The sequence below is a fragment of the Enterococcus sp. AMC1157 genome (assembly GCF_058216555.1).
This window is the reverse complement of sequence record NZ_CM177099.1, coordinates 137,856-157,962: the sequence shown is the minus strand read 5'-3', so window position 1 is coordinate 157,962 and position 20,107 is coordinate 137,856. Positions and strand designations below refer to the sequence as shown.

20 protein-coding genes and 1 pseudogene are annotated in these 20,107 nt (G+C 34.5%); 6 read left to right on the top strand and 15 right to left on the bottom strand.

Features of this window, described 5'->3' with window-relative positions:
• The first annotated feature begins 271 nt into the window (after positions 1 to 271).
• From AC4BBX_RS00795 to AC4BBX_RS00780, 4 genes are read left to right on the top strand one after another with little or no spacing between them, the layout of a single operon-like run.
• On the top strand, positions 272 to 1,906 hold the full coding sequence (locus AC4BBX_RS00795; RefSeq protein WP_490454586.1) for a zinc ABC transporter substrate-binding protein AdcA: 1,635 nt from the start codon (positions 272 to 274) through the stop codon (positions 1,904 to 1,906).
• A gap of 14 nt (positions 1,907 to 1,920) precedes the next feature.
• On the top strand, positions 1,921 to 2,037 hold the full coding sequence (locus AC4BBX_RS00790; RefSeq protein WP_490454585.1) for a putative metal homeostasis protein: 117 nt from the start codon (positions 1,921 to 1,923) through the stop codon (positions 2,035 to 2,037).
• A 5-nt stretch (positions 2,038 to 2,042) separates the two neighbouring features.
• Positions 2,043 to 2,312, top strand: a complete 270-nt coding sequence (rpsN, locus tag AC4BBX_RS00785; RefSeq protein WP_490454584.1) for a 30S ribosomal protein S14 — start codon at positions 2,043 to 2,045, stop codon at positions 2,310 to 2,312.
• A 3-nt stretch (positions 2,313 to 2,315) separates the two neighbouring features.
• Positions 2,316 to 2,720 (top strand): NusG domain II-containing protein, encoded by a 405-nt coding sequence (locus tag AC4BBX_RS00780; RefSeq protein WP_490454583.1) that lies wholly within the window; start codon positions 2,316 to 2,318, stop codon positions 2,718 to 2,720.
• Positions 2,721 to 2,910: 190 nt separating this feature from the next.
• On the opposite strand, the gene AC4BBX_RS00775 is transcribed toward AC4BBX_RS00780, so the two are convergent.
• The 7 genes from AC4BBX_RS00775 to AC4BBX_RS00745 all read right to left on the bottom strand — a co-directional run bounded on the left by AC4BBX_RS00775 (position 2,911) and on the right by AC4BBX_RS00745 (position 11,204).
• Entirely contained in the window at positions 2,911 to 3,321 is a 411-nt protein-coding gene (locus AC4BBX_RS00775) for an MATE family efflux transporter (protein WP_490454582.1), read from the bottom strand.
• A 129-nt stretch (positions 3,322 to 3,450) separates the two neighbouring features.
• Positions 3,451 to 5,202: a glycoside hydrolase family 66 protein gene (locus AC4BBX_RS00770; RefSeq protein ID WP_490454581.1), complete on the bottom strand. Its 1,752-nt coding sequence runs from the start codon at positions 5,200 to 5,202 to the stop codon at positions 3,451 to 3,453.
• Positions 5,203 to 5,348: 146 nt separating this feature from the next.
• Positions 5,349 to 6,971, bottom strand: coding sequence for a glycoside hydrolase family 13 protein (locus AC4BBX_RS00765; protein WP_490454580.1), 1,623 nt, complete (start codon positions 6,969 to 6,971; stop codon positions 5,349 to 5,351).
• A 31-nt stretch (positions 6,972 to 7,002) separates the two neighbouring features.
• Positions 7,003 to 7,623, bottom strand: a complete 621-nt coding sequence (locus AC4BBX_RS00760) for a DUF624 domain-containing protein (protein WP_490454579.1) — start codon at positions 7,621 to 7,623, stop codon at positions 7,003 to 7,005.
• Between the two features lie 7 nt (positions 7,624 to 7,630).
• Complete coding sequence (locus tag AC4BBX_RS00755; protein ID WP_490454578.1) at positions 7,631 to 8,518, bottom strand: carbohydrate ABC transporter permease; 888 nt, start codon at positions 8,516 to 8,518, stop codon at positions 7,631 to 7,633.
• A gap of 20 nt (positions 8,519 to 8,538) precedes the next feature.
• The gene (locus tag AC4BBX_RS00750; RefSeq protein ID WP_490454577.1) at positions 8,539 to 9,462 is read right to left on the bottom strand and encodes an ABC transporter permease; all 924 of its coding nucleotides are present in this window, start codon (positions 9,460 to 9,462) and stop codon (positions 8,539 to 8,541) included.
• Positions 9,463 to 9,533: 71 nt separating this feature from the next.
• Complete coding sequence (locus tag AC4BBX_RS00745) at positions 9,534 to 11,204, bottom strand: extracellular solute-binding protein (RefSeq protein WP_490454576.1); 1,671 nt, start codon at positions 11,202 to 11,204, stop codon at positions 9,534 to 9,536.
• Between the two features lie 195 nt (positions 11,205 to 11,399).
• On the opposite strand from AC4BBX_RS00745, the gene AC4BBX_RS00740 reads away from it, so the two are divergent.
• Both AC4BBX_RS00740 and AC4BBX_RS00735 read left to right on the top strand, forming a co-directional pair.
• The gene (locus tag AC4BBX_RS00740) at positions 11,400 to 12,905 is read left to right on the top strand and encodes a response regulator transcription factor (protein ID WP_490454575.1); all 1,506 of its coding nucleotides are present in this window, start codon (positions 11,400 to 11,402) and stop codon (positions 12,903 to 12,905) included.
• Positions 12,889 to 14,595: a sensor histidine kinase gene (locus AC4BBX_RS00735; protein ID WP_490454574.1), complete on the top strand. Its 1,707-nt coding sequence runs from the start codon at positions 12,889 to 12,891 to the stop codon at positions 14,593 to 14,595. The genes AC4BBX_RS00740 and AC4BBX_RS00735 overlap by 17 nt, the downstream gene beginning before the upstream one ends.
• A 137-nt stretch (positions 14,596 to 14,732) precedes the next feature.
• Here AC4BBX_RS00735 and AC4BBX_RS00730 read toward each other — a convergent pair whose 3' ends face one another.
• The 8 genes and pseudogenes from AC4BBX_RS00730 to AC4BBX_RS00695 all read right to left on the bottom strand — a co-directional run bounded on the left by AC4BBX_RS00730 (position 14,733) and on the right by AC4BBX_RS00695 (position 19,942).
• Positions 14,733 to 15,320, bottom strand: a complete 588-nt coding sequence (locus AC4BBX_RS00730; protein WP_490454573.1) for a sugar phosphate isomerase/epimerase family protein — start codon at positions 15,318 to 15,320, stop codon at positions 14,733 to 14,735.
• On the bottom strand, positions 15,321 to 15,485 hold the full coding sequence (locus AC4BBX_RS00725; protein WP_490454572.1) for a hypothetical protein: 165 nt from the start codon (positions 15,483 to 15,485) through the stop codon (positions 15,321 to 15,323).
• A 17-nt stretch (positions 15,486 to 15,502) separates the two neighbouring features.
• Positions 15,503 to 16,135, bottom strand: a pseudogene (locus AC4BBX_RS00720) (aldo/keto reductase).
• Positions 16,136 to 16,427: 292 nt separating this feature from the next.
• On the bottom strand, positions 16,428 to 17,408 hold the full coding sequence (locus AC4BBX_RS00715; RefSeq protein WP_490454571.1) for an aldo/keto reductase: 981 nt from the start codon (positions 17,406 to 17,408) through the stop codon (positions 16,428 to 16,430).
• Positions 17,409 to 17,427: 19 nt separating this feature from the next.
• Positions 17,428 to 18,600, bottom strand: a complete 1,173-nt coding sequence (locus tag AC4BBX_RS00710; protein WP_490454570.1) for an MFS transporter — start codon at positions 18,598 to 18,600, stop codon at positions 17,428 to 17,430.
• Positions 18,601 to 18,667: 67 nt separating this feature from the next.
• The gene (locus AC4BBX_RS00705) at positions 18,668 to 18,985 is read right to left on the bottom strand and encodes a carboxymuconolactone decarboxylase family protein (RefSeq protein ID WP_490454569.1); all 318 of its coding nucleotides are present in this window, start codon (positions 18,983 to 18,985) and stop codon (positions 18,668 to 18,670) included.
• 23 nt (positions 18,986 to 19,008) lie between these two features.
• Complete coding sequence (locus tag AC4BBX_RS00700) at positions 19,009 to 19,416, bottom strand: cupin domain-containing protein (protein WP_490454568.1); 408 nt, start codon at positions 19,414 to 19,416, stop codon at positions 19,009 to 19,011.
• Positions 19,403 to 19,942, bottom strand: a complete 540-nt coding sequence (locus tag AC4BBX_RS00695; protein ID WP_490454567.1) for a flavodoxin — start codon at positions 19,940 to 19,942, stop codon at positions 19,403 to 19,405. The genes AC4BBX_RS00700 and AC4BBX_RS00695 overlap by 14 nt, the downstream gene beginning before the upstream one ends.
• Positions 19,943 to 20,107: the final 165 nt, after the last annotated feature.

The following is a 20,107-nucleotide window of genomic DNA, read 5'->3' as shown; positions in this document are numbered from 1 at the left end:
CAAAAAACTTCCTATGAAACAAAATTTTTTATTGATCAGGAGTAAAAAAATGAAACTTTTCTCTCATAATATCTGCTATTTTTCACAAAGATTGATCGGAAGTAATTTTTGTTTTGTTTGTAAATAATCACCTTTAAATAGTTTTTCAAATAAAACTTCCAATAAAACACTTGACTTTCAAATTTAGATTGTGCTAAATTAGTTTTTGTTACAAATCGTAATTATTACGTTTTAGTTCAATTAATCATTTTTAGAAAGCGAGTGTAACAAAATGAAAAAAGTTTTGTTAGGTTTATCGCTCTTGAGTGCTTTAGTGCTTGGAGCTTGTTCGACAAATACATCTGGAGACTCTTCAGGAGACTCCTCAACAGAAAAATTACAGGTAATGACAACTTTTTACCCGATGTATGATTTCACTAAAAATATTATTGGCGATGAAGGAGACGTTCATTTACTAATGCCTGCGGGAACCGATTCCCATGACTACGAGCCTTCCGCTAAAGATATGGCGAGTATTCAAGATGCAGACGTGTTTGTTTACAATAATGAAAATATGGAAATGTGGGTCCCTTCTATTACCCAATCCTTAGAAGAAGGAAATGTAGAAGTGATTAAAGCAACGGAAGGTATGCTTTTACTTCCTGGATCTGATGACCACGACCATGGTCACAGTCATGGTGAAGATGATTATGACCACGATCATGACGAGGCTGACACTCACAATCACGATGAAGATGATTACGATCATGAACACGAAGAAGACGGTCATGACCATGGTGAAGATGGACATTTTCATGAATTGGATCCACACGTATGGATTTCACCTTACCGTGCCATACACCAAGTTGAAAGTATCCGTGACCAACTAATTGCTGCTTATCCTGAAAAAGAAGTAGTATTTACAACAAATGCTGCAAACTTATTAAGCGAACTAACTGCCTTAGATCAAGAATATCGTGAAGCATTTAGTCAAGCCAAACAAACAAGTTTTGTTACTCAACATTCTGCATTCGGTTATTTAGCTTTAGATTACGGTTTGACACAAGTACCCATTGCTGGATTGTCACCTAACGAAGAACCTTCTCCTGCTCGTTTAGCGGAATTAAAAGACTTTGTCACTGAACATGGCGTACAATATATTTACTTTGAAGCGAACGCAAAAGATTCAATTGCTCGCACATTAGCTAGTGAGGCAAATGTGGAATTAGAAGTCTTGAATCCATTAGAAAGTTTAACTCAAGAAGATATTGACGCTGGAGTAAACTATCTGTCTGTGATGGCAGAAAATCTTACTGCTTTAAGAAAAACAACTGATACAGAAAACCCTACTGAAGACGATCATGACCATGTTGAAGAAAAAGAAAAAACAGTCTATAATGGTTATTTCGAAGATGATGCTGTCCAAGATAGACCATTATCTGATTGGGCTGGTGAATGGCGTTCAGTTTATCCTCTACTTGAAAACGGGACTTTAGATCAAGTGTTCGATTATAAAGCGAAACAAAGTGATAGTAAAACAGCCGAAGAGTATAAAGAATACTATACGGTTGGTTACCAAACAGATGTGAAAGAAATCAACATCACGGATGATTCAATGGAATTCATTTTTGATGATGGTACTTCAGTAAAATCTAACTATCGTTATGCTGGAAAAGAAATTTTGAATTATGAAGCTGGTAACCGTGGCGTGCGTTTCTTATTTGAAGCAACAGATGCAGAATCTGAAGCCTTTAAATATGTACAATTCAGTGATCACTCGATTGAACCTACAAAATCGTATCACTACCATATTTATTTTGGTAATGAGAGCCAAGAAGCATTGATAGACGAAGTGGACAATTGGCCAACTTATTATCCTGCTGACCTTTCAGACCAAGAAATTGCTCAAGAAATGCTGGCTCATTAAGAAAGGAAATCATTATGGAAAAACAAGATGTATCTAGTGCTTATCGCCGATTAAAAAGCCCAAATATCAAAACAAGAAAACGTGCACTTAAAATTATCAAGCTATACAAAAGAAATAAAACTAAGGGATGATATAAATGGCAAAAAAATCAAAAATAGCTAAGTATCAAAAACAAAAAGAACTCGTTGCTAAATACGCTGATTTAAGAAGAGAGCTACAGCAAGAAGGAAATACTGCCGCCTTGGCAAAATTACCAAAGGACTCTAATCCTAATCGTCTTAAATATCGTGATGAGATTGACGGTAGACCACGAGCTTACATGCGAAAGTTTGGCATGTCTCGAGTAAATTTTCGAAAATATGCTCATCTAGGACAGATTCCTGGTATAACAAAGGCAAGTTGGTAACCTATGAAAAAACTGGCACAGTATAAAATAAAACCTTTTGATTTTATCATTATTTTTGGTTTAATTGTCTTCTCTTTTCTCCCTCACTATATTTTTGCTACTCAGACAAAAGAAATCGACGATACTTATGATCGATACGCGATAGTACGTATTGATGGCAAAGAAGTGGACAGATTTAATTTGGATCAAGAAGCAGAAATGGAAAAGACCTACTATCCAGCAGATGGACAATATAATATCGTACAAATTCAAGATGGAAAAATCCGTGTAAAAGAAGATAACAGTCCAGATCAAATTGCTGTAAAAACAAGTTGGATTTCAAAAAATGGGCAAACGAGTATTTGCCTCCCCCACAAATTAGTCATAGAAATTACACAAGATGGCGCTGACGATGCTTTCATTAACTAATTCTCCCCCTATAAAAAGAACTGGATTGCTTACTAATCCAGTTCTTTTTTCTATTCATTCATATAAATATTTTTAATATAGCTATCTAATTGATTGATTTGATCCTGTAAGAGAAGCAATTTTTGTGTTAGTTTATTCTTTTCATTCCAATGATAAATGTAGTCAATGTCGAAATATACTCGTAAGCCTCCTAGACAATATCCGCAGGCGTTCCTAGAATCTCTAGCAAAGGATATAAAATAAAATGAGCAATGATTGTTACCAGAATAGACACGACACTTCTGATAATCAGTGCACTTGCAATAGATTTTTTTAGTAACTCCTTATTCTTAGAGACAAAACTTCTAGCTGTTACTATCGATAAGCCACTACCAATTCCCAAACAAAAACCTAACAATAAATCATAAATAGCCGTGGTACTTCCAACAGCTGCTAAAGACGTATCGCCCAACACATTCCCAACAACCATCACATCTGCCGTATTATATAGTTGTTGAAAAATATTTGAAATAAATATAGGAACTGCAAAAAGAACTAATGACGAGAAAATATTGCCATTTATAAAATCAACTTGATAATTAAATAATCGTTTCTTCTCCATTTCATCCCTCCATCTACAATAAATAGTTGAATTTACTATATCCCTTGGAGTATAGTCGAAGTCAAGGAGTGTTGAAAAATTTCTTGACTTCGACATCATTGTATCTCTGTCTTTGTAATTTTTATTCACTTATTTCTTGAAATAAACCATCGTCCAATATTCCAATGAAGGAACAGTAACTTGTACATAATCTCCTGTCTCATCTGTTCCCTGCTCTATTTTTAATTCTATTGATACCGAATTAAAATCTGAATCTGGTGAGGTGACCCAAGCAGAATTAATTGCTTCGTCTGTATAATATTTGATTTCAATATGTTCAACTTTGGTTGGTGTTTCTTTTTTTCCTTCATTTGCCCGCCAGTCATCAGACTGAACACCCAATAAATTGATTAACTGAATGGTCTCATAGTTTTCATTGGCTTTACTATATGCCCAAATTTTGTTGGGATCCCCTTGAGATGAGCTTTCATACCCATCAATATGAATTTTATTATGGTTATCTTCCAACCCATCACGTAACAAATTTTCGTAGGCAACAATAAAATTTTGTAGATTTTGTTGTCTTTGTAGATGCTCTTCACTCATTTTTAAATTATTTTTTGGAAAATATTCATTGGACAGCATGCTCATACCATCTCCCAATTCTATTCGAGAACCTCCAGCGGCATAGACAGCGGCATCTGTTAATAAAACTGCAGACATGTTAAAGGGTTTATTCATCGCGATTTCTGCATAGTCATACTGCATATACGCTGGGATGATGAGTGATTTTCCACCACTTTCTAGTCTGGATTGGTCAATCTCACGCTTCAAAGACATGTACGTATCATATTGATTTCCTTCACTATCAAAATCCCACGGCCAAATTTCTGCATACAATACATCCACATTGGCTTTATTTACATTTTCGATTCCTTGTGCTCCCACCGGATTAAAGGAAAGGTATTTTTCTCCCAATTTTTCTTTAGCCCGATTAAGAAATTTTGTGTAACCATCTTTGACATATTTTCCTGAAGCCTCACTATCCACTTCATCTACGGTCCACATACGTCCCCATTCGCCAACAGTGTCACCATGCCACCCATCAAATCCCATAATTTCCAAGGCATCTAAATTTTTAGCGATAATATAATCTTGCCATTCTGGATTTTCAATATCAAAGAAAAATAAATCTGATTGTCTTGAAGGACTTGTTCCCATGTGGAAGGTGAAACGATCACCTGGTCGACGAGTTCTTTCTCCATGATCTTCTGCATACCAAAGTCCCCACTCATCTTTAATACCGTACTCTTCATAATTATTGGTAGCTGCATAGATCATGTTGTAGGACATATTCACCATGTTTTTATCTTTTGCTTCCTCAATGTATTTTTTGACAATATTGCCATCAATATTCCTTCCTGCCCAATCCTGCCAACTCATCGAACCATCTTCTGGTATTGGTTGATGGTGTAAAAATTTCCAATCGTAATATTCAATACTATTTAATTGCCAATTTTTCATTTGCTCAATGATTGCTTCTGGATTTGCTTCTGAAGTAAAGTCGGTCAAATAGCCATAGCGCGGGAACTTTGTCCAATTTGAAGAAATGTCTACTGCTGTTGTTTTTTCTGTTAATAATTTCCCTTTTTGATCTAAAATTTCCGCTTTGATCAAATAGCCTTTGAAATCTTCTTCAGGTGCTTGCCAAGAAAAATCGAGACGTTCTTCGTTTAATGACCATTGACCTTCAATCGTATCAACCAATTTCTCTAAATGATATATAGTTACTCGATATGTCCCGCTTCCTTCTTCTGCCGTTTTATTTTTTAAAGTCATCTCAAAATTTATTTCTTCTGCAGGATGATACATTGCTTTATCAGTTACAAAATCAGTAATCATTATTTCACCTCCACTTATTTGACAACCGGTTAGTAAAACCATTCCTACGAATAGAAACAATGCTATAACTTGTCTTATTTTTTCCATTTAGTTATTCCTTTCTAAAATGAAAAGACAACCAGATTTGATTGTCTTTTCATTTTCTCTTATTTAACTTTCACTACAAATGCCTGCCAAGGGGTTAAGCTCATTTCTTGCAATGAAGTGATTTCTGTTGCTGTGTTTTGAATGATTACTTTTTCGACTTCCTCGTTTGAAGAGAAAGTTTGCTTGTCATTCGAGAAGTTCGTCACCACTAACCAACGCTCTCCTTGATAGCTACGGCTATAGCTGAATACTTCATCCGCTGTTTCCACTAATTCAAAGTCTCCCCAAATCATAATTGGGTGTGCTTTCCGCAGTTGAACCAATTTTTGATAGGTATAAAAAATGGAGTCTTTATCTGCCAAGGCTTGGGAGACATTGATTTCTTGGTAGTTTTTATTTAATGCCAACCAAGGGGTGCCATCCGTGAAACCACCATTGCGACTGGCTGTCCAAGCCATTGGACGACGAGCATTGTCTCGACCTTTGGCATTAATTGACGCAATAATATCTTCTTTTTCATAACCTTGCGCTAATCGTTCGTTGTACATATTCACTGTTTCAATATCTTCGGCTTGAGAAATATCGGTAATAGCCGTGTTGGTCATCCCGATTTCTTCGCCTTGATAGATATAAGGAGTGCCTTTCATCATGTGTAAAAGAATCGCTAACATCTTAGCACTTTCCACACGGTACTCTTGGTCGTTCCCCCAACGAGAAAGCATGCGGGGTAAATCATGGTTGTTCCAAAACAGAGAGTTCCAACCCTCATTACCTAGTTCAGTTTGCCATTTGGCTAAAACCGTTTTTAATTCGGCAATTTCAACAGGTTTTAAATCCCATTTCTCTTTGCCTGCTTGTTGGTCCAAGCCGATGTGTTCAAACTGGAAGACCATTGATAATTCTTTGCGTTCAGGATTGGAATACAATTTAGCAATTTCTGGTGTGGCTCCCCAAGTTTCACCTACCGTTAACAAATCATGCTTGCCAAAAGTCGCTTGATTCATTTCTTGTAAATACTCATGTAACTTCGGACCATTACCAGTAATGCCTTCCATTGGAATTTTTCCAACTAAATCAATCACATCTAAACGGAACCCACCAATACCTTTGTCAATCCAGAAATTCATCATGTCATAGACAGCTTGGCGCATCTCTTGATTTTCCCAATTCAAATCGGGCTGTTTTTTACTGAATAAGTGTAAATAATATTGGCCACTTGTTTCGTCCAATTCCCAAGCCGTTCCTGAGAAAGTTGAACGTAAGCCATTCGGCACACCACCATCTTCTGCCGGATCTGCCCAGACATAATACTCTCGGTACGGATTGTCTGTGCCTTTTTTGGCTTCAACAAACCAACGATGTTCATCAGAAGTGTGATTGACTACTAAATCCATCACAACTTTAATGTCGCGTTTGTTGGCTTCCGCTAAAAATTCGTCCATATCTGCCATATTGCCAAATTCATCCATAATCGCTTGATAATCAGAAATATCATAACCATTGTCATCGTTAGGCGATTGATAAACTGGCGATAACCAAATGGCGCCAATGCCTAAGTTTTGTAAATAATCCAATTCACTAATCATGCCACGGATATCACCGATTCCATCGCCGTTACTATCTTTGAAGCTTCGTGGATAAATTTGATACACCACCACTTCTTGCCACCAATGTTTTGTCATTTTTTGATTGTCTCCTTTTATTCTCTAAAATCTATTCTTCAACTCTATTAAATAGAGCTAATAACACATATGTGCGTAAAAAATGCATGAAACTAATTCCTACAAAAATACTAATGTAAATAACAAACACCATTAAATACGGAGAAAGTAACATAAATAAATAAGGAATCACTAAAATTAACATTAATAAAATACTGTAAATTGGATATTTTAAAGATAGTTTTACAAGATTTTGAACCATTTGTTTTAGAGAATCTTGATACCTTGAAATGTAGAAGAAACAAAACTGAAAGATGTTAAAAGCTAGTAGTGTTACAATCAGAACTCCAACAGTTATCCAACTCAACAACTGATTACCATTTATTAAGTACATCCAATTTGTAATTAACACCATAAAAATAGCTAATAAAATTCCCCATACGATCGTACTTTGCCTAAAATTTTTTCTAAAAGAATTAAAATAGGTAGAAACAATCTGTGTTTCATTTCCGCTAATGATCCTTGTAGTGATTACAAAACCTGCCGTTTGGGCTGCTCCTATAGTAAGAATCGGAAGGCTAGTTAACAACATCAACAAATTAAGAATAAGTAATCCCCAAACTTTCGACATCACACGATAAAATAGACCCTCGACACGGAAAAAATCTTGCATAACTTCTCTACTCCTTTACTGCTCCAACAACAATTCCTTGGACAAAATATTTTTGTAAAAATGGATAAATCACTAACAATGGAATAATCGCAATTACGATTTTTGCTGCATTTAGATTTCGATTGGATACCGACAACAAGCTCTGCAATTGCTCACTGGTCATTCCAGCTGAATTTTGTAGCATCTCAGCAATATTAATTGAAAGTGATTGGATATAAGTCATCAAAGGATAATTTTCAATTTTAGTCATATAAATTAGTCCACCAAAGAAGTCATTCCAACTTCCTACAATACTAAATAATGAAACAGTCGCCAGCGATGGCAAAGATATCGGTACATAAATTTTCATCATAATATCCCAAGAATTGGCACCATCAAGTAATGCAGATTCTTCTAATGATTTTGGTACACCTCGGAAGAAGTTCATCACCAGAATCACACTACCAATTGGCACTGCACCTGGTAAAATTAAGGACCAGATACTATTAAGTAAACCCAAATTTCGCACAATTAAATATGTTGGAATCATCCCTCCATTGAACAACATTGCAAAAATCATTAAACTCATAAAGAATTTTCTAGATTTAAATACTTTATGTGATTTTGACAATGGATAAGCTAGAGTAACGATTAATACAATATTTAATATTAATGAAGCAAATACACGAAAAACAGAAATACCAAATGAACGCCAGAATTGCGAATCACTCATGATTCGTTCATAAGCTCCTATAGTAAAATCTACTGGCCAAAGCCCCACTCGATTAGCTGTCACCGCTTGAGAACTACTTAATGACAGAGCGACAACATTCAATAATGGAATTAAACAAGAAAGTGTCAATAATATAACAATTAGATAAATAATAAATTGGCGAACACCAAATTTTTCTTTCATTAAAATTTCTCTCCTCTCATTTAGAACATCACTCGATTCGTTGCTTTTTCTGCAACTTTATTCGAACCATAAATAAGAATTAATCCAATGATTGAACGAACTAATCCTACCGCTGCTCCTAAACTATAGTCTCGTCCAATTAAACCTATTCGATAAATATAGGTATCTAAAACATCTCCGCTTGCATAAACGGGCGGTGAATATAAGTTGTAGACTTGGTCAAAACCTGCACTCAAGATTCCCGGTAAAGCTAAAATAGTCATCAAAATAATAAATGGCATCATACCAGGTAATGTGACATATCTGACTTGTTGGAACCAATTCGCTCCGTCCATTTTTGCTGCTTCATAAGTACCTGGATCAATCGAAGTAATAGCTGCTAGGAAAATAATTGAGTTATATCCAAAGCCTTTCCATACATCTGTCCAAATTAACAAATGAGGAAATGCTTTATTACTTCCTAAAAAATTAATTGGATTCAAGCCAATACTCTCTAGAATTTGATTGACTGTACCGTCTAAATTGAATAAATTTACTACAACGGAAGCCAAAATTACCCATGAAAGAAAATGAGGTAAGTAAACAATTGTCTGCATAGATTTTTTCATCCATTTCACACGAATCTCATTTAATAAAATAGCAAACATAATTGGAATAATCGTATTAAAGACAATTTTACCCACAGCAATGAATACTGTATTATAGGTTACTCTCCAGATATCTGGTAAGTTCATAAGATATCTGAAATTTTCGAGTCCAACAAAATCAGAACGAATAAATCCTCTTGCAGGTACAAAATCCTGAAAAGCCATGATTAAGCCAAACATTGGTGCATAAGCAAAAACTAATAAAAAGATCATACCTGGAACAATCATTGCTAAAAATAGCCATTGATCTTTAGAAAACCAAGTATTTTTTTTCGGTATTTTCTTTTCCAATTTCATCTACTCCTTTGATTAACTAAAAAGAGAGCATTTGGTCCTAAGAATCAAATGCTCCACTTTTTACTAACTTATTATTTTGATTCTAAGATAGTTTGCATTTCTTCCAAGATTGCTGTTCCGCCTTGTTCATTCCAAGTATTTACATAATTATCAAAGTTTTCCATTGGCTCTTCCCCAGTTACAAACTTGATAAATGTTTCTTCTTCTAGCTTAGCAATTTGAGCTCCATTACGTTCATTTGCTCTAATAGTTTCAAAAACGGCAACTGGAATTACTTCATTAAATACTTCTTTTTCACGAACACCGCCCATAACATTATCCACTGCAAGTAAGCGAGAAGCATAAACTGCCCAGTCAGTAGGATCAGATTCTGCAGGATTATCTAGGTAAGCTTTAATCTTACGTGCATTATTTTGAACAATGAAACTTGAAATGTCTTCAATATTTGAATTTCCTAAAGCTGCTTCAGATGCTTCAGACGCATCTGCTAACTCACTTAAGTTTCTAAATACTTCAATATTAAATGGTCTTGCAGTTCCATCAACAGCAGCTTGAGCATAGGCATACATTTCTGGAAAATCATTTTCCATATCTTCTGCATTTGGTACTTCATCATAAATCAAGTTAATAATCTCAATAGCTAACTCAGGTTTTTCGAATCCTTTTCGTACAACAACAAATCCGCCAACTCCTGGTTTATTAACTCCATTTACAATTCCATCATTATTTTCAATAGCGTAAGGAATAAACTCAGCTTCTGGATTAGCCGTTCTTGCTTGAACTAATCCCCAATCTGACATATGCCAAGGTCCTGGAATAATTCCAAGCTCACCATTTACCATCATTGCATTGATATCATCATACGTTCTTGTACCAAACTGAGGATCTAAAATACCAGAATTAAACCATTCATTTATTTGAGTTAACGCTTCTTTCATTTCAGGAGTATTCGATCCATAAACAAGTTCTCCACCGGCTTCTGTTAAATATGTTTTTGGATAGGCACCAAAGGCATTAATCATCGCATTTGCTGTATAACCTGAACCACCATGACTATCTCCTGTTAACCAGTGTGCAAAAGCCAAGCCCATAGTATTCCCTGTCCCACCTGCATCTTGGTCTTGGAAAGTTTTTGCTGTGCTCTCTAACTCTTCTAATGTGATGGCGTTATTTCCGTCTTGGTCAAGTTCAATATTCAAATCGTCTAACCAATCTTGTCGAATCCAAACCATATTAGGTCCAAAATCATTAGCAGTCCCTGCAAGACCCATTAATTTATCATCAAAAGTACCAGCATCTAACTGTACGCTGTCAAAAGATTCATAAATTTCTTTAATATTATCACTTGCATATTCTTCATAAACTTCTGTCAAATCTGCAATTAAATCATTGTCTGCAAGTTCTTCTAATTCATCTCTGCCTACAATCATCATGTCAGGAATTTCCCCAGCGGCAATCGCTAAAGAAACTTGACGATCATAATCATCTCCGTTAGCTTCAAAAGCACTTTCTAATTCTGCTCCTAGCTTTTCCTTAACTAAACGTCTATATGCATTATCTCCATATGAATCACCTTGTGGAAATTTGGGATTTGCAGAAGTTTGTTGTCCTAAAGTAACCACAATACTTCCATCTTCATTTACTGGGGCTTCATCTGTCTGTTCTCCCCCTCCACAAGCAGCTAAAGCTAGTGGTGCAATCGCTAACATTGAAAATAATACTTTTTTCTTCCAATTTTTCATTTTTGTTTCCCTCCGTTATTTGATAATTCAAGTATACGCAATCGTTTACATTCTTAAAATAAAACTTTTTCCATTTTTATAGTAAAAATTCCACAAAGTGAAGCGTTTTCATTTATTTATTTGAAACTTATTTGTATGTATCAGTAAATAAGTCTATAATTTTATTGTTGAACTAGTTTAATAGGAGGTTTCAGCATGTATAAAGTACTAATTGCAGATGATCATTTAGATCAACGACAACTTTTGAGGTTTTTATTAGAAAAAAGAGCTGAAGTCTGGCATATATATGAAGCCAAAAACGGTAAAGAAGCTCTTGAAATCATGAAGAATCAAACTGTCGACTTATTGATAACTGATGTTCAAATGCCTTTCACAACAGGAATCGAATTGGCTGAGGTTATTAGAGAAAGTAATCCTGATGTTCCTATTTTATTTATCAGTGGTTATGACAATTTTAGCTATGCAAAGAAAGCTCTGGAGCTTCAAGCAGTTAACTATCTCTTAAAACCAATTAATCCTGAAGAGTTTAATAATCAATTAGATTTACTCATTCAAATAATTAAAAAGAAAAAAATAGCAAACAAACAAATTGAACGTGTTGAACAACAAGATATTTTGATTAAACTTTTTAAAGGGCTTCCCTTTGATAAGCTTGATCAATATGAGCAATCGATTGCTTCGCCCATTATTTCTCATACCTATTATTTGATGACATTGGACGTAGACAATTATGAAGCAGGAAAACTAGAAAATTATTTGCATTATCATTCAATTGATAACATGACCTTTATTCGAACAAATCTCACAAGATTTTTGGGATTAGTCCATTTGAAAAGCATAAACGAATTAATTTTTCAAAGAAGAATATTGCAACAATACTTAAAAAAAGAACTGAAAATTGAGGTTACTATTGAAATTTCTGCACCCATCGAAAATCCTTCAAAAATCGAATCTGTCTATAAACAATTAGAAGATAAAATTACGAAAAGTTTTTATAAGAAAGAAAATATTGGAAAAGAAAAAATATCATTATCTACAGATAATGCAGTAAATGAAAATGAGCTGTTTAATCAACTCAAGGATAGTCTACAAAACCATGATTTTCAAAATGTCACAGATACATTGAATTCGCTATTAACAAACTATGGACAATCTGCCAGTGAATCACCTAGCATTGTTAAATTTTTCTTTGCTAACATTTATCGGTTAATTATGACAGAAACCAACATAGACTCTCTAAATATCCAACTTGGTCTACAAACTATTTTAGAAGCCACAGAATTTGTTCAAATTGCCCCAGCTCTTGATGCCTTGATGCAACTAGTTGAACAGAGGATGGAAGTTCTGAATAAAACAACCAATGATTACGTAAGAGAAACAAAAAACTACATTTGGAATCATTATAGTGAGGATTTGAATTTAGAAATACTCGCAAACAATGTTCATCTAGCTCCAAAATATTTGAGTGATTTATTTAAAAGAGAAGAAAAAGTTGGTATTACAAAATATTTAAATGAAATTCGTATGGAAAGAGCCAAACAATTATTAGTTGAATCCCACCACCGTGTAGGTGAAATAAGTGAAATGATCGGCTTCAACAACTATTCTTACTTTATTAAAAGTTTTCAGAAATATACGGGAACGACACCTGATAGATTTAGAAAAGCCAAAGGAAAGATCGCTCATGAAAAAGAAATTTAGAACCAATTTTCAAAACTCGTCCTTTCAAAGAAAGATTATTACTATCTCCTTTCTTGCCAGTATCGTTCCATTATTATTGTTAACTTTTTTCAGTATTGGAATTATTCGCCATTTTATTTTTGAAAGAGAAACCATCAATAATCAAGATAACTTAAGTTCCATTTACCAACAGATTAATTTACGTTTGACAACTTACGAAGAAGCAATTTCTTTTATAACAAGTTCTCAGTTCTTGATTGATGAATTAGCGATCGAAAATCCTTCTAATTTTGAGCAATATGACTTGTATATCAACACCGTTGTTCCTTTATTCAGAAGTATTTACTCTCAAAAAGACTCTATTGCAAATATTACACTGTACACCACAATCAATCTTTACAATCACGGAAGATATGTAAAAAAAATTGAGCCTAATGATATTACTTCTAATTTTAAATTGAATAATACAACTAGTATTTCTTATTACTTTGATGAAGAAAATCAACAAATTTATTTATATAGCCAATTATTTTCGGCAAGAAATAAGGATACCAACATTATTGTGTTTCAGCTCTCTCCTCAAGCTATTTTCGAAGATTTAGACACTGTTTCAAATGATCCTTATAATCTAAAAGTTGTTAACTTAGAAGATCAAGTGCTCTTTCAATTTTCAAATGAAACAAAATCAGAGAATTTATCTTTTTTCTCAAGATTTTTTCAAAAATTTGATCACTCTAGTATTGAAAATAAAAAATCATTGAATAATTCTTGGGAGATTGTTTTATCCAGACCAACTTACTCGATTTATAATGGCGTTTTTGCTCTTGTATTTGTCGCTTTTTTAATATTTTTATTTGCGATTATTACATTAAGTCTATCGATAACTGCATTGTCTAGAACAGTCGTTGCTCCTATTCAAAAATTGGCAACTCAAATGAATGACTTACCTGAAAAAACCTTGAATATAAAACCGACTTACCAAAGCAATGATGAAATTGGAAAATTATACAATAGCTTTTATCGAATGATTCAACAAATTCAGGAGTTAATTGATAAAGTTTACAAATCGGAAATCCAACAACAAAAACATGAACTTAGGGCCTTACAAGCTCAAATTAATCCTCACTTTTTTTATAACTCGCTCTCTTTGATTAATAATAAAGCAGTCATCAGTGGAAATGATGATATCAGTGAAATGGCACGATTATTGTCTCAGTTTTATCGTCTAAGTCTAAATGATGGAAAAAGTCGATTATTGATTGCAAAAGAGCTAGACTTAACAATTACCTATGCAAAAATTCAGATGAAAATGCACAACTATTCATTTGATTTAGAGTTAGATATTGATGAAAATATTAAGCAGTATGAAATTATTACTCTATTGATTCAACCGTTTGTTGAAAATGCCATTTTTCATGGTATTGATCACATTGAAGACGATCGTCGTGGAAAATTAGTTATCAGAGGAATTGACTTAGTAGATAATTTGCAATTTGAAATTATTGATAATGGTCATGGAATGACTCCTGAACAAACACAATCTGTTTTAACACACAAGGGAAAGCATTATGGAATTCGTAATGTCAGACAACGTATTGCTTTATACTATGGTTTAAATGATGCGATAAACTATGAATCTCAACTGGGCAAAGGTACGACTGTCCAAATTACTATTCCAAAAAAACTAAAAGAAAAGCAAAATCCTGAATAAAGGGATTTTGCTTTTCTTTTATAAATTCTCTTTCAACCAAGCACAATCATCTGCAATACACTTGTCATGATCATCATAAAATCCTTCACGCTCTACAACCCAATAGGCAGCAAAATCTTGTTCTTCTAAAGCTGCTTTTATTTCCAGTTTAGATTGGATTCTTCAGCCCCCATTTTACATTGATTCGAAAAATTGACAGTCGTGTCTTTAAATTGTTCCGTTAAGTCATCCAGAATTTTTTGACGTTCCTCTACTGGTAATTGTTCAACGTTCGGAGGGAAAAATGCTGGCTGTTGCTCTTTTCTAGAAGCTGGTCTTTCTCCTGGACCGACCACTTTGCTATTTTCTTTGACGTGAATAGAGATAATTCGATTCTTAAATTTGCGAATAAAATAAGGTGGATACATATCGCCATTCATTGCCCAACCACAATCTAGTTGAACGAAACATTTTTCACTATTATCCAACAAATACTCTAGTAACGCTTGTCCTTGATCAAAATAAAATTCCTGACTGTGATTATGATACCCAATTTTAATTCCATAGGGCTCTGCCATTTTAGCCATTTGATCCAATAGATGAGCAACTTCAATGGCTTCTTCTTTGTTACAAAATGGAGTACCAGCCCAAATCACTGCTTTACCACTGATTGCTACAAATTTTTGAACAATCTCTTCTGTTGGTTCTGCATGAATCGTTTGTGCTTTCAGCCCAGTTTCATTCAATCATCGTTTGATATCGTCTGTCTCATAGGCTAAATCACTAGGTAATAACTCCAAAAAATCAAAACCCAATGATTTGATTTTCTGTAGTTTTTCCAATAATGTCGGACCTAATCCTAGATAACTTGCAACTCCTCCAAATGAATATGTTCCAATTCCAATCTCCATTATTTTGCTCCTTTCAATTAAATTAATCCATATTTCTTCAAAGATAATGCAATACCATCCTCGTTGTGGCTAGCAGTCACATCATCTGCTACAGCTAATAATTCCTGACAAGCATTTCCCATTTTTCCTGTTAAGAATCCTCGACCTAATGGACTATAAGCAACTAAGCCAATCTCTAATTCTTCTAACACAGAGAACACATCTTTTTCAACTTCACGCCACCACAAGGAGTACTCACTCTCAACAGCAGCTATTGGCTCTACCGCATGAGCTCGTCTAATGGTTTGTGCACTGGCCTCCGAAATCCCACAATGTAGCATCTTTCCTTCTTGTTTTAACTTTTGAATAGTGTGAGCAACTTCCTCAATCGGAATGTTAGGATCGATACGGTGGATATAATACAAGGTAATATAATCTGTTTTCAAACGTTTTAGCGAGCCTTCTACAGCAGTGATTGTTTCTGGACTACTATCTACTTCATTGTTTTAACCGTCATTCTTAAAACCTCCTTTAGTAGCAATTTGAACTTCTTTTCTACGTCCAACTAAAACCTCTCCTACCAATTCTTCATTCGTAAATGGTCCATAAACTTCCGCAGTATCAAACATAGTAATTCCAGCATCAATTTCCGCATGAACAACTTTAATCATCTCATTACGCTCTTTAGCTGGACCTCTATGTTAGTTTAAGCCCATACATCCAAATCCTAATTCTGAAGTAATCAAACCATTTTTACCTAATAATCTTTTTTCCATTTCTCATTCGCTCCTTTGCTTTGAGTGATTTATTTAAAAATTACTCTTTAAATAAATTGTATCAGTTAAAGATAACTTTAAGTCAAGCGCTTTTATAAAATTCGTTTATCTAAGCTTGAAATCTCCAAACAAAGCTCCAAAAGCATATTGACTGATTGTATTGGTTCTTTGAAATGTTCTCCTACCTCTACGAAAATCCAACAATCTTATGTGGCACATACTCTTCTTCCAAATAAGTGACATCTTCTGGCGACAGTTTGAAATCTACTGCTTTGACGGCTGTTTCCACATGGCTAAGTTTAGTTGCCCCAATTACTGGTGCAGCGAGATTTTTCTTTTGTAATAGCCATGCTAAAGCCACTTCAACTCGACTAACGTGGTGTTTGTCTGCAATTTTCGCCACACGTTCAATGATGATTCGATCTTTTTCTGCAGATTCATCATACTTATCACTTTGAACGGAATCCGTTTCTCTTCTTAAACTCGTTTCTGAAAAAGGTTTTACTAGTCTTCCAGAAGCTAATGGACTGTATGGAGTCAGTGCAATTCCTTGATCAACACAATAAGGAATCATCTCTCTTTCTTCCTCACGGTACATGAGATTCAAATGATTTTGCATGGACACAAATTTAGTCCAACCATTTTTTTCTGCGACGTTGTTGGCTTTTTGAAATTGATAAGCAAACATCGCTGAAGCTCCTATATAACGTGCTTTTCCGGCTTTTACAACATCATGCAAAGCTTCCATTGTTTCTTCAATCGGTGTATTGTAATCCCACCGATGAATGATATACAAATCCACATAGTCTGTTTGCAGACGTTTTAGACTTTGATCAATTTGTGACATAATTGCTTTGCGAGACAACCCTTGTCCGTTTGGTCCATCAAACATTTTTTGATGCACTTTTGTTGCTAAAACAATTTCATCTCGGTTCGCATAATCTTTTAAGGCTTTCCCTAAAATTTCTTCACTTCGCCCTAAAGAATACACATTTGCTGTATCAAAAAAATTAATTCCTAGTTCCAGTGCTCGTTTGATAATCGGACGACTGTCTTCATCTTCTAAAACCCATTTGTGAATCCAATTTTTCGGATCACCAAAACTCATTGAACCTAAACAAATACGAGACACATCCAGACCAGTATTACCTAATTTTACGTAATCCATATCCATTCTCCTTTACTCTTCAAATGACATTCTTTTGTAAACAAATACAGCAATAACTGCTAAAGCAAAAAAAACTAAAAGCAGTCATAGACAGCTGAAAAGTAGCAACTTCCTTACTACTAACACGAGTGATAAAACGTGAAATATACGGGGATAATGTTGCTCCTATATTATAAGCAACTAAAACAATTGTCGTACCAAGTTTGGCAATTTTCTCCCCACCATTCGTAAAAGTGTTCATAAAGTATGGCATGATATTTCGGAAAGAAAAACCTAGACCCATTGAACAAAGCAATGTTAAGAAAACATGATTGGATAAAGTTGCTAAAAAAATGAAGGTTCCCGCTAAAAAAATAGCAATTGGTAATAATTTTTTTCCGAAGATTTGTAAAGTTCGTCCGAATAAATTTCCTGCCAGAAATGCCCCTGCACCAATAGCAGCAATCATATTGCTTCCTTCCGTAGCATTTCCTAAACCTTTTTCAATTAATAAAGGTGTGATTTGTAAATTGTAATTAATAAATAAAATAACTATACAAAACAAGAAAAACCCCATACTATACATTTTTATTTGACGACTTTTATCAATTTTGTGATCCAATTGGTGATGATTCTCCGCTAAATTGGTTTCTTTATTCGGAATAAAGATAGCAATCAATACGAAGCCTAAAAATGCCATCGCATAAACAACAAAAGAATAGGTCCAATTAATTTTTAGAAGTTGTCCAACGGTAAATGTCATCATGATTCCACCTAGACCCTCAAAAGCACTTTCTAAACCAAGAGCTTTGGCTTTATATCGAGGATTGTCTTCGTATAGTCGACGAATAATTTGAATTAATAAACGATTAAATAAACCAATTCCCAATCCTAATAATGCTCTAGAAATAAACAACAGAGCAAAATTTCCTTGATACCATGCCGGTAAGGTTCCAAAAATACCGACAATGGCTAAACCAATTAGAATTGTGGATTTACTACCTACCAATTTTTCCAACAAACTAGTTAAAAATACACCTAAAATTAAAAATAAAGATGGAATAGTTGTCAATAATCCTACATAAATCGGATCAACTTGAGGAAAATCTGCTTGGATTGCCGGGATGTTTGCTGAAATAGCGGGTGCTGATGCAACCATCAAAGCTGCAGAAAAAATAGCTAATAATTTCGTTGAAAAAAATTTCATCATCATTTCTCCTATGTCTATTTATCAAACGAGACTTCGTTATTCATAAAAGTAACGAAGCTTCTGTTTATTTTTACTCTTCCCCAAAAATTTCTTTCGCTAAATTAAATGCTGACCACGCTTTTGGCCATCCTGCATAAAAAGCTAAATGTGTGATTAACTCAACGATTTCTTCTTTAGTTACACCATTTTGTTTGGCAATATTTAAGTGAGCTTCTAATTGAGGAACTCCTTGGGTCAATAAACTTGCAACAGTAATTAAACTACGATCACGAGGAGAGAGTTGTTTTTCTCGATCCCAGACTTCTCCGAATAATACGTCATCGTTTAAAGCTGCAAATTGTGGGGCAAATTCTCCTAGATTATCTCTTCCTGCTGTTTGTTTTGGCATGTTAAATTCCTTCTTTCTTTATTTTATAAAGCTAAATACAATTCATCAGAAACAGGTTCCATCCATTCAGGTGTCCCTGCTGTAATAGCGATGTGCTCAAACCAACTATCTTTTGCTGCACCGTGCCAATGTTTCACGCCATTATGTGTCACAATTACATCTCCAGCTTTCAAAAATTGCGCTTCTTTTCCCTCTTCTTGATACCAACTTTCGCCACCTGTAACGAGTAAGATTTGAAAACCGTCGTGATGAATATGCCAATTATTGCGGCATCCTGGTTCAAAAGTCACATTACCAACACTTACATTAATCGCTGGATCAGCTACCAAATTTTTTAAGTAGCTTTGACCAATAAAATATTGTGCAAAAGCTTCATTTTTTTCTCCACTGGGAAAGATTACTCCATTTTTAACTTCTTCAAACTTTGTCATAATATGCTCCTCCATTCATTTGATACTGACTTAACCAATTTAGGATAGATAAATCTGATTTTTTTACCCTAGATCCTCTCACTGGCAATCCAATTTTTATTTCCGAATTTGGGCAAATCTTTTTTAATTCAATCAAGCTGCTTCCGAAAGCACTCCCTTCATGGGTACAAAAGGGATAAATAACTTTATCAGACAAATTCATTTGACTTAAAAAATGATGCACGACTTTCGGCATGGTGCCACACCAATTGGGAAATCCTAAAAAAATCTGATCAACAGAATCAAAGTCACATTCTATCTTTTGAAATTTACGATACACTCCAGCTATTTTCTCCTGTTCAACTAGTTTGACTGTCTCGTTATAACTATAGGGATAAGCTAAAATTGGCGTGATTTCAAAAATAGGTACATTCAATTTTTGACTAATTTTTTCCGCTAATAGTTGAGTATTTCCTTTTGATAAAGGCTGGATTTGCCCCTCAATCAGATTTTCACCACTCCTTGAAAAATATAAGACAATTGTCATTCCATCACCTCCGAAAATTAGGTCAACTTTTAATATATGTTTATTTTACGCTCTCAAGAACTATGCGTCCAATGCCCATTAGACAGATATATATGCCTATGAGGTATACTCTTGATTCAAAATTATCTTCAGTTTTTCATTTTCAATGATAAACTGTCTTTTATC

Excerpts from the sequence above, each read along its gene's own strand:
- AC4BBX_RS00795 (WP_490454586.1), top strand. The coding sequence starts at position 272 with ATGAAAAAAGTTTTGTTAGGTTTATCGCTCTTGAGTGCTTTAGTGCTT.
- AC4BBX_RS00790 (WP_490454585.1), top strand. The coding sequence starts at position 1,921 with ATGGAAAAACAAGATGTATCTAGTGCTTATCGCCGATTAAAAAGCCCA.
- rpsN (WP_490454584.1), top strand. The coding sequence starts at position 2,043 with ATGGCAAAAAAATCAAAAATAGCTAAGTATCAAAAACAAAAAGAACTC.
- AC4BBX_RS00780 (WP_490454583.1), top strand. The coding sequence starts at position 2,316 with ATGAAAAAACTGGCACAGTATAAAATAAAACCTTTTGATTTTATCATT.
- AC4BBX_RS00775 (WP_490454582.1), bottom strand. The coding sequence starts at position 3,321 with ATGGAGAAGAAACGATTATTTAATTATCAAGTTGATTTTATAAATGGC.
- AC4BBX_RS00770 (WP_490454581.1), bottom strand. The coding sequence starts at position 5,202 with ATGATTACTGATTTTGTAACTGATAAAGCAATGTATCATCCTGCAGAA.
- AC4BBX_RS00765 (WP_490454580.1), bottom strand. The coding sequence starts at position 6,971 with ATGACAAAACATTGGTGGCAAGAAGTGGTGGTGTATCAAATTTATCCA.
- AC4BBX_RS00760 (WP_490454579.1), bottom strand. The coding sequence starts at position 7,623 with ATGCAAGATTTTTTCCGTGTCGAGGGTCTATTTTATCGTGTGATGTCG.
- AC4BBX_RS00755 (WP_490454578.1), bottom strand. The coding sequence starts at position 8,518 with ATGAAAGAAAAATTTGGTGTTCGCCAATTTATTATTTATCTAATTGTT.
- AC4BBX_RS00750 (WP_490454577.1), bottom strand. The coding sequence starts at position 9,462 with ATGAAATTGGAAAAGAAAATACCGAAAAAAAATACTTGGTTTTCTAAA.
- AC4BBX_RS00745 (WP_490454576.1), bottom strand. The coding sequence starts at position 11,204 with ATGAAAAATTGGAAGAAAAAAGTATTATTTTCAATGTTAGCGATTGCA.
- AC4BBX_RS00740 (WP_490454575.1), top strand. The coding sequence starts at position 11,400 with ATGTATAAAGTACTAATTGCAGATGATCATTTAGATCAACGACAACTT.
- AC4BBX_RS00735 (WP_490454574.1), top strand. The coding sequence starts at position 12,889 with ATGAAAAAGAAATTTAGAACCAATTTTCAAAACTCGTCCTTTCAAAGA.
- AC4BBX_RS00725 (WP_490454572.1), bottom strand. The coding sequence starts at position 15,485 with ATGGAGATTGGAATTGGAACATATTCATTTGGAGGAGTTGCAAGTTAT.
- AC4BBX_RS00715 (WP_490454571.1), bottom strand. The coding sequence starts at position 17,408 with ATGGATTACGTAAAATTAGGTAATACTGGTCTGGATGTGTCTCGTATT.
- AC4BBX_RS00710 (WP_490454570.1), bottom strand. The coding sequence starts at position 18,600 with ATGATGATGAAATTTTTTTCAACGAAATTATTAGCTATTTTTTCTGCA.
- AC4BBX_RS00705 (WP_490454569.1), bottom strand. The coding sequence starts at position 18,985 with ATGCCAAAACAAACAGCAGGAAGAGATAATCTAGGAGAATTTGCCCCA.
- AC4BBX_RS00700 (WP_490454568.1), bottom strand. The coding sequence starts at position 19,416 with ATGACAAAGTTTGAAGAAGTTAAAAATGGAGTAATCTTTCCCAGTGGA.
- AC4BBX_RS00695 (WP_490454567.1), bottom strand. The coding sequence starts at position 19,942 with ATGACAATTGTCTTATATTTTTCAAGGAGTGGTGAAAATCTGATTGAG.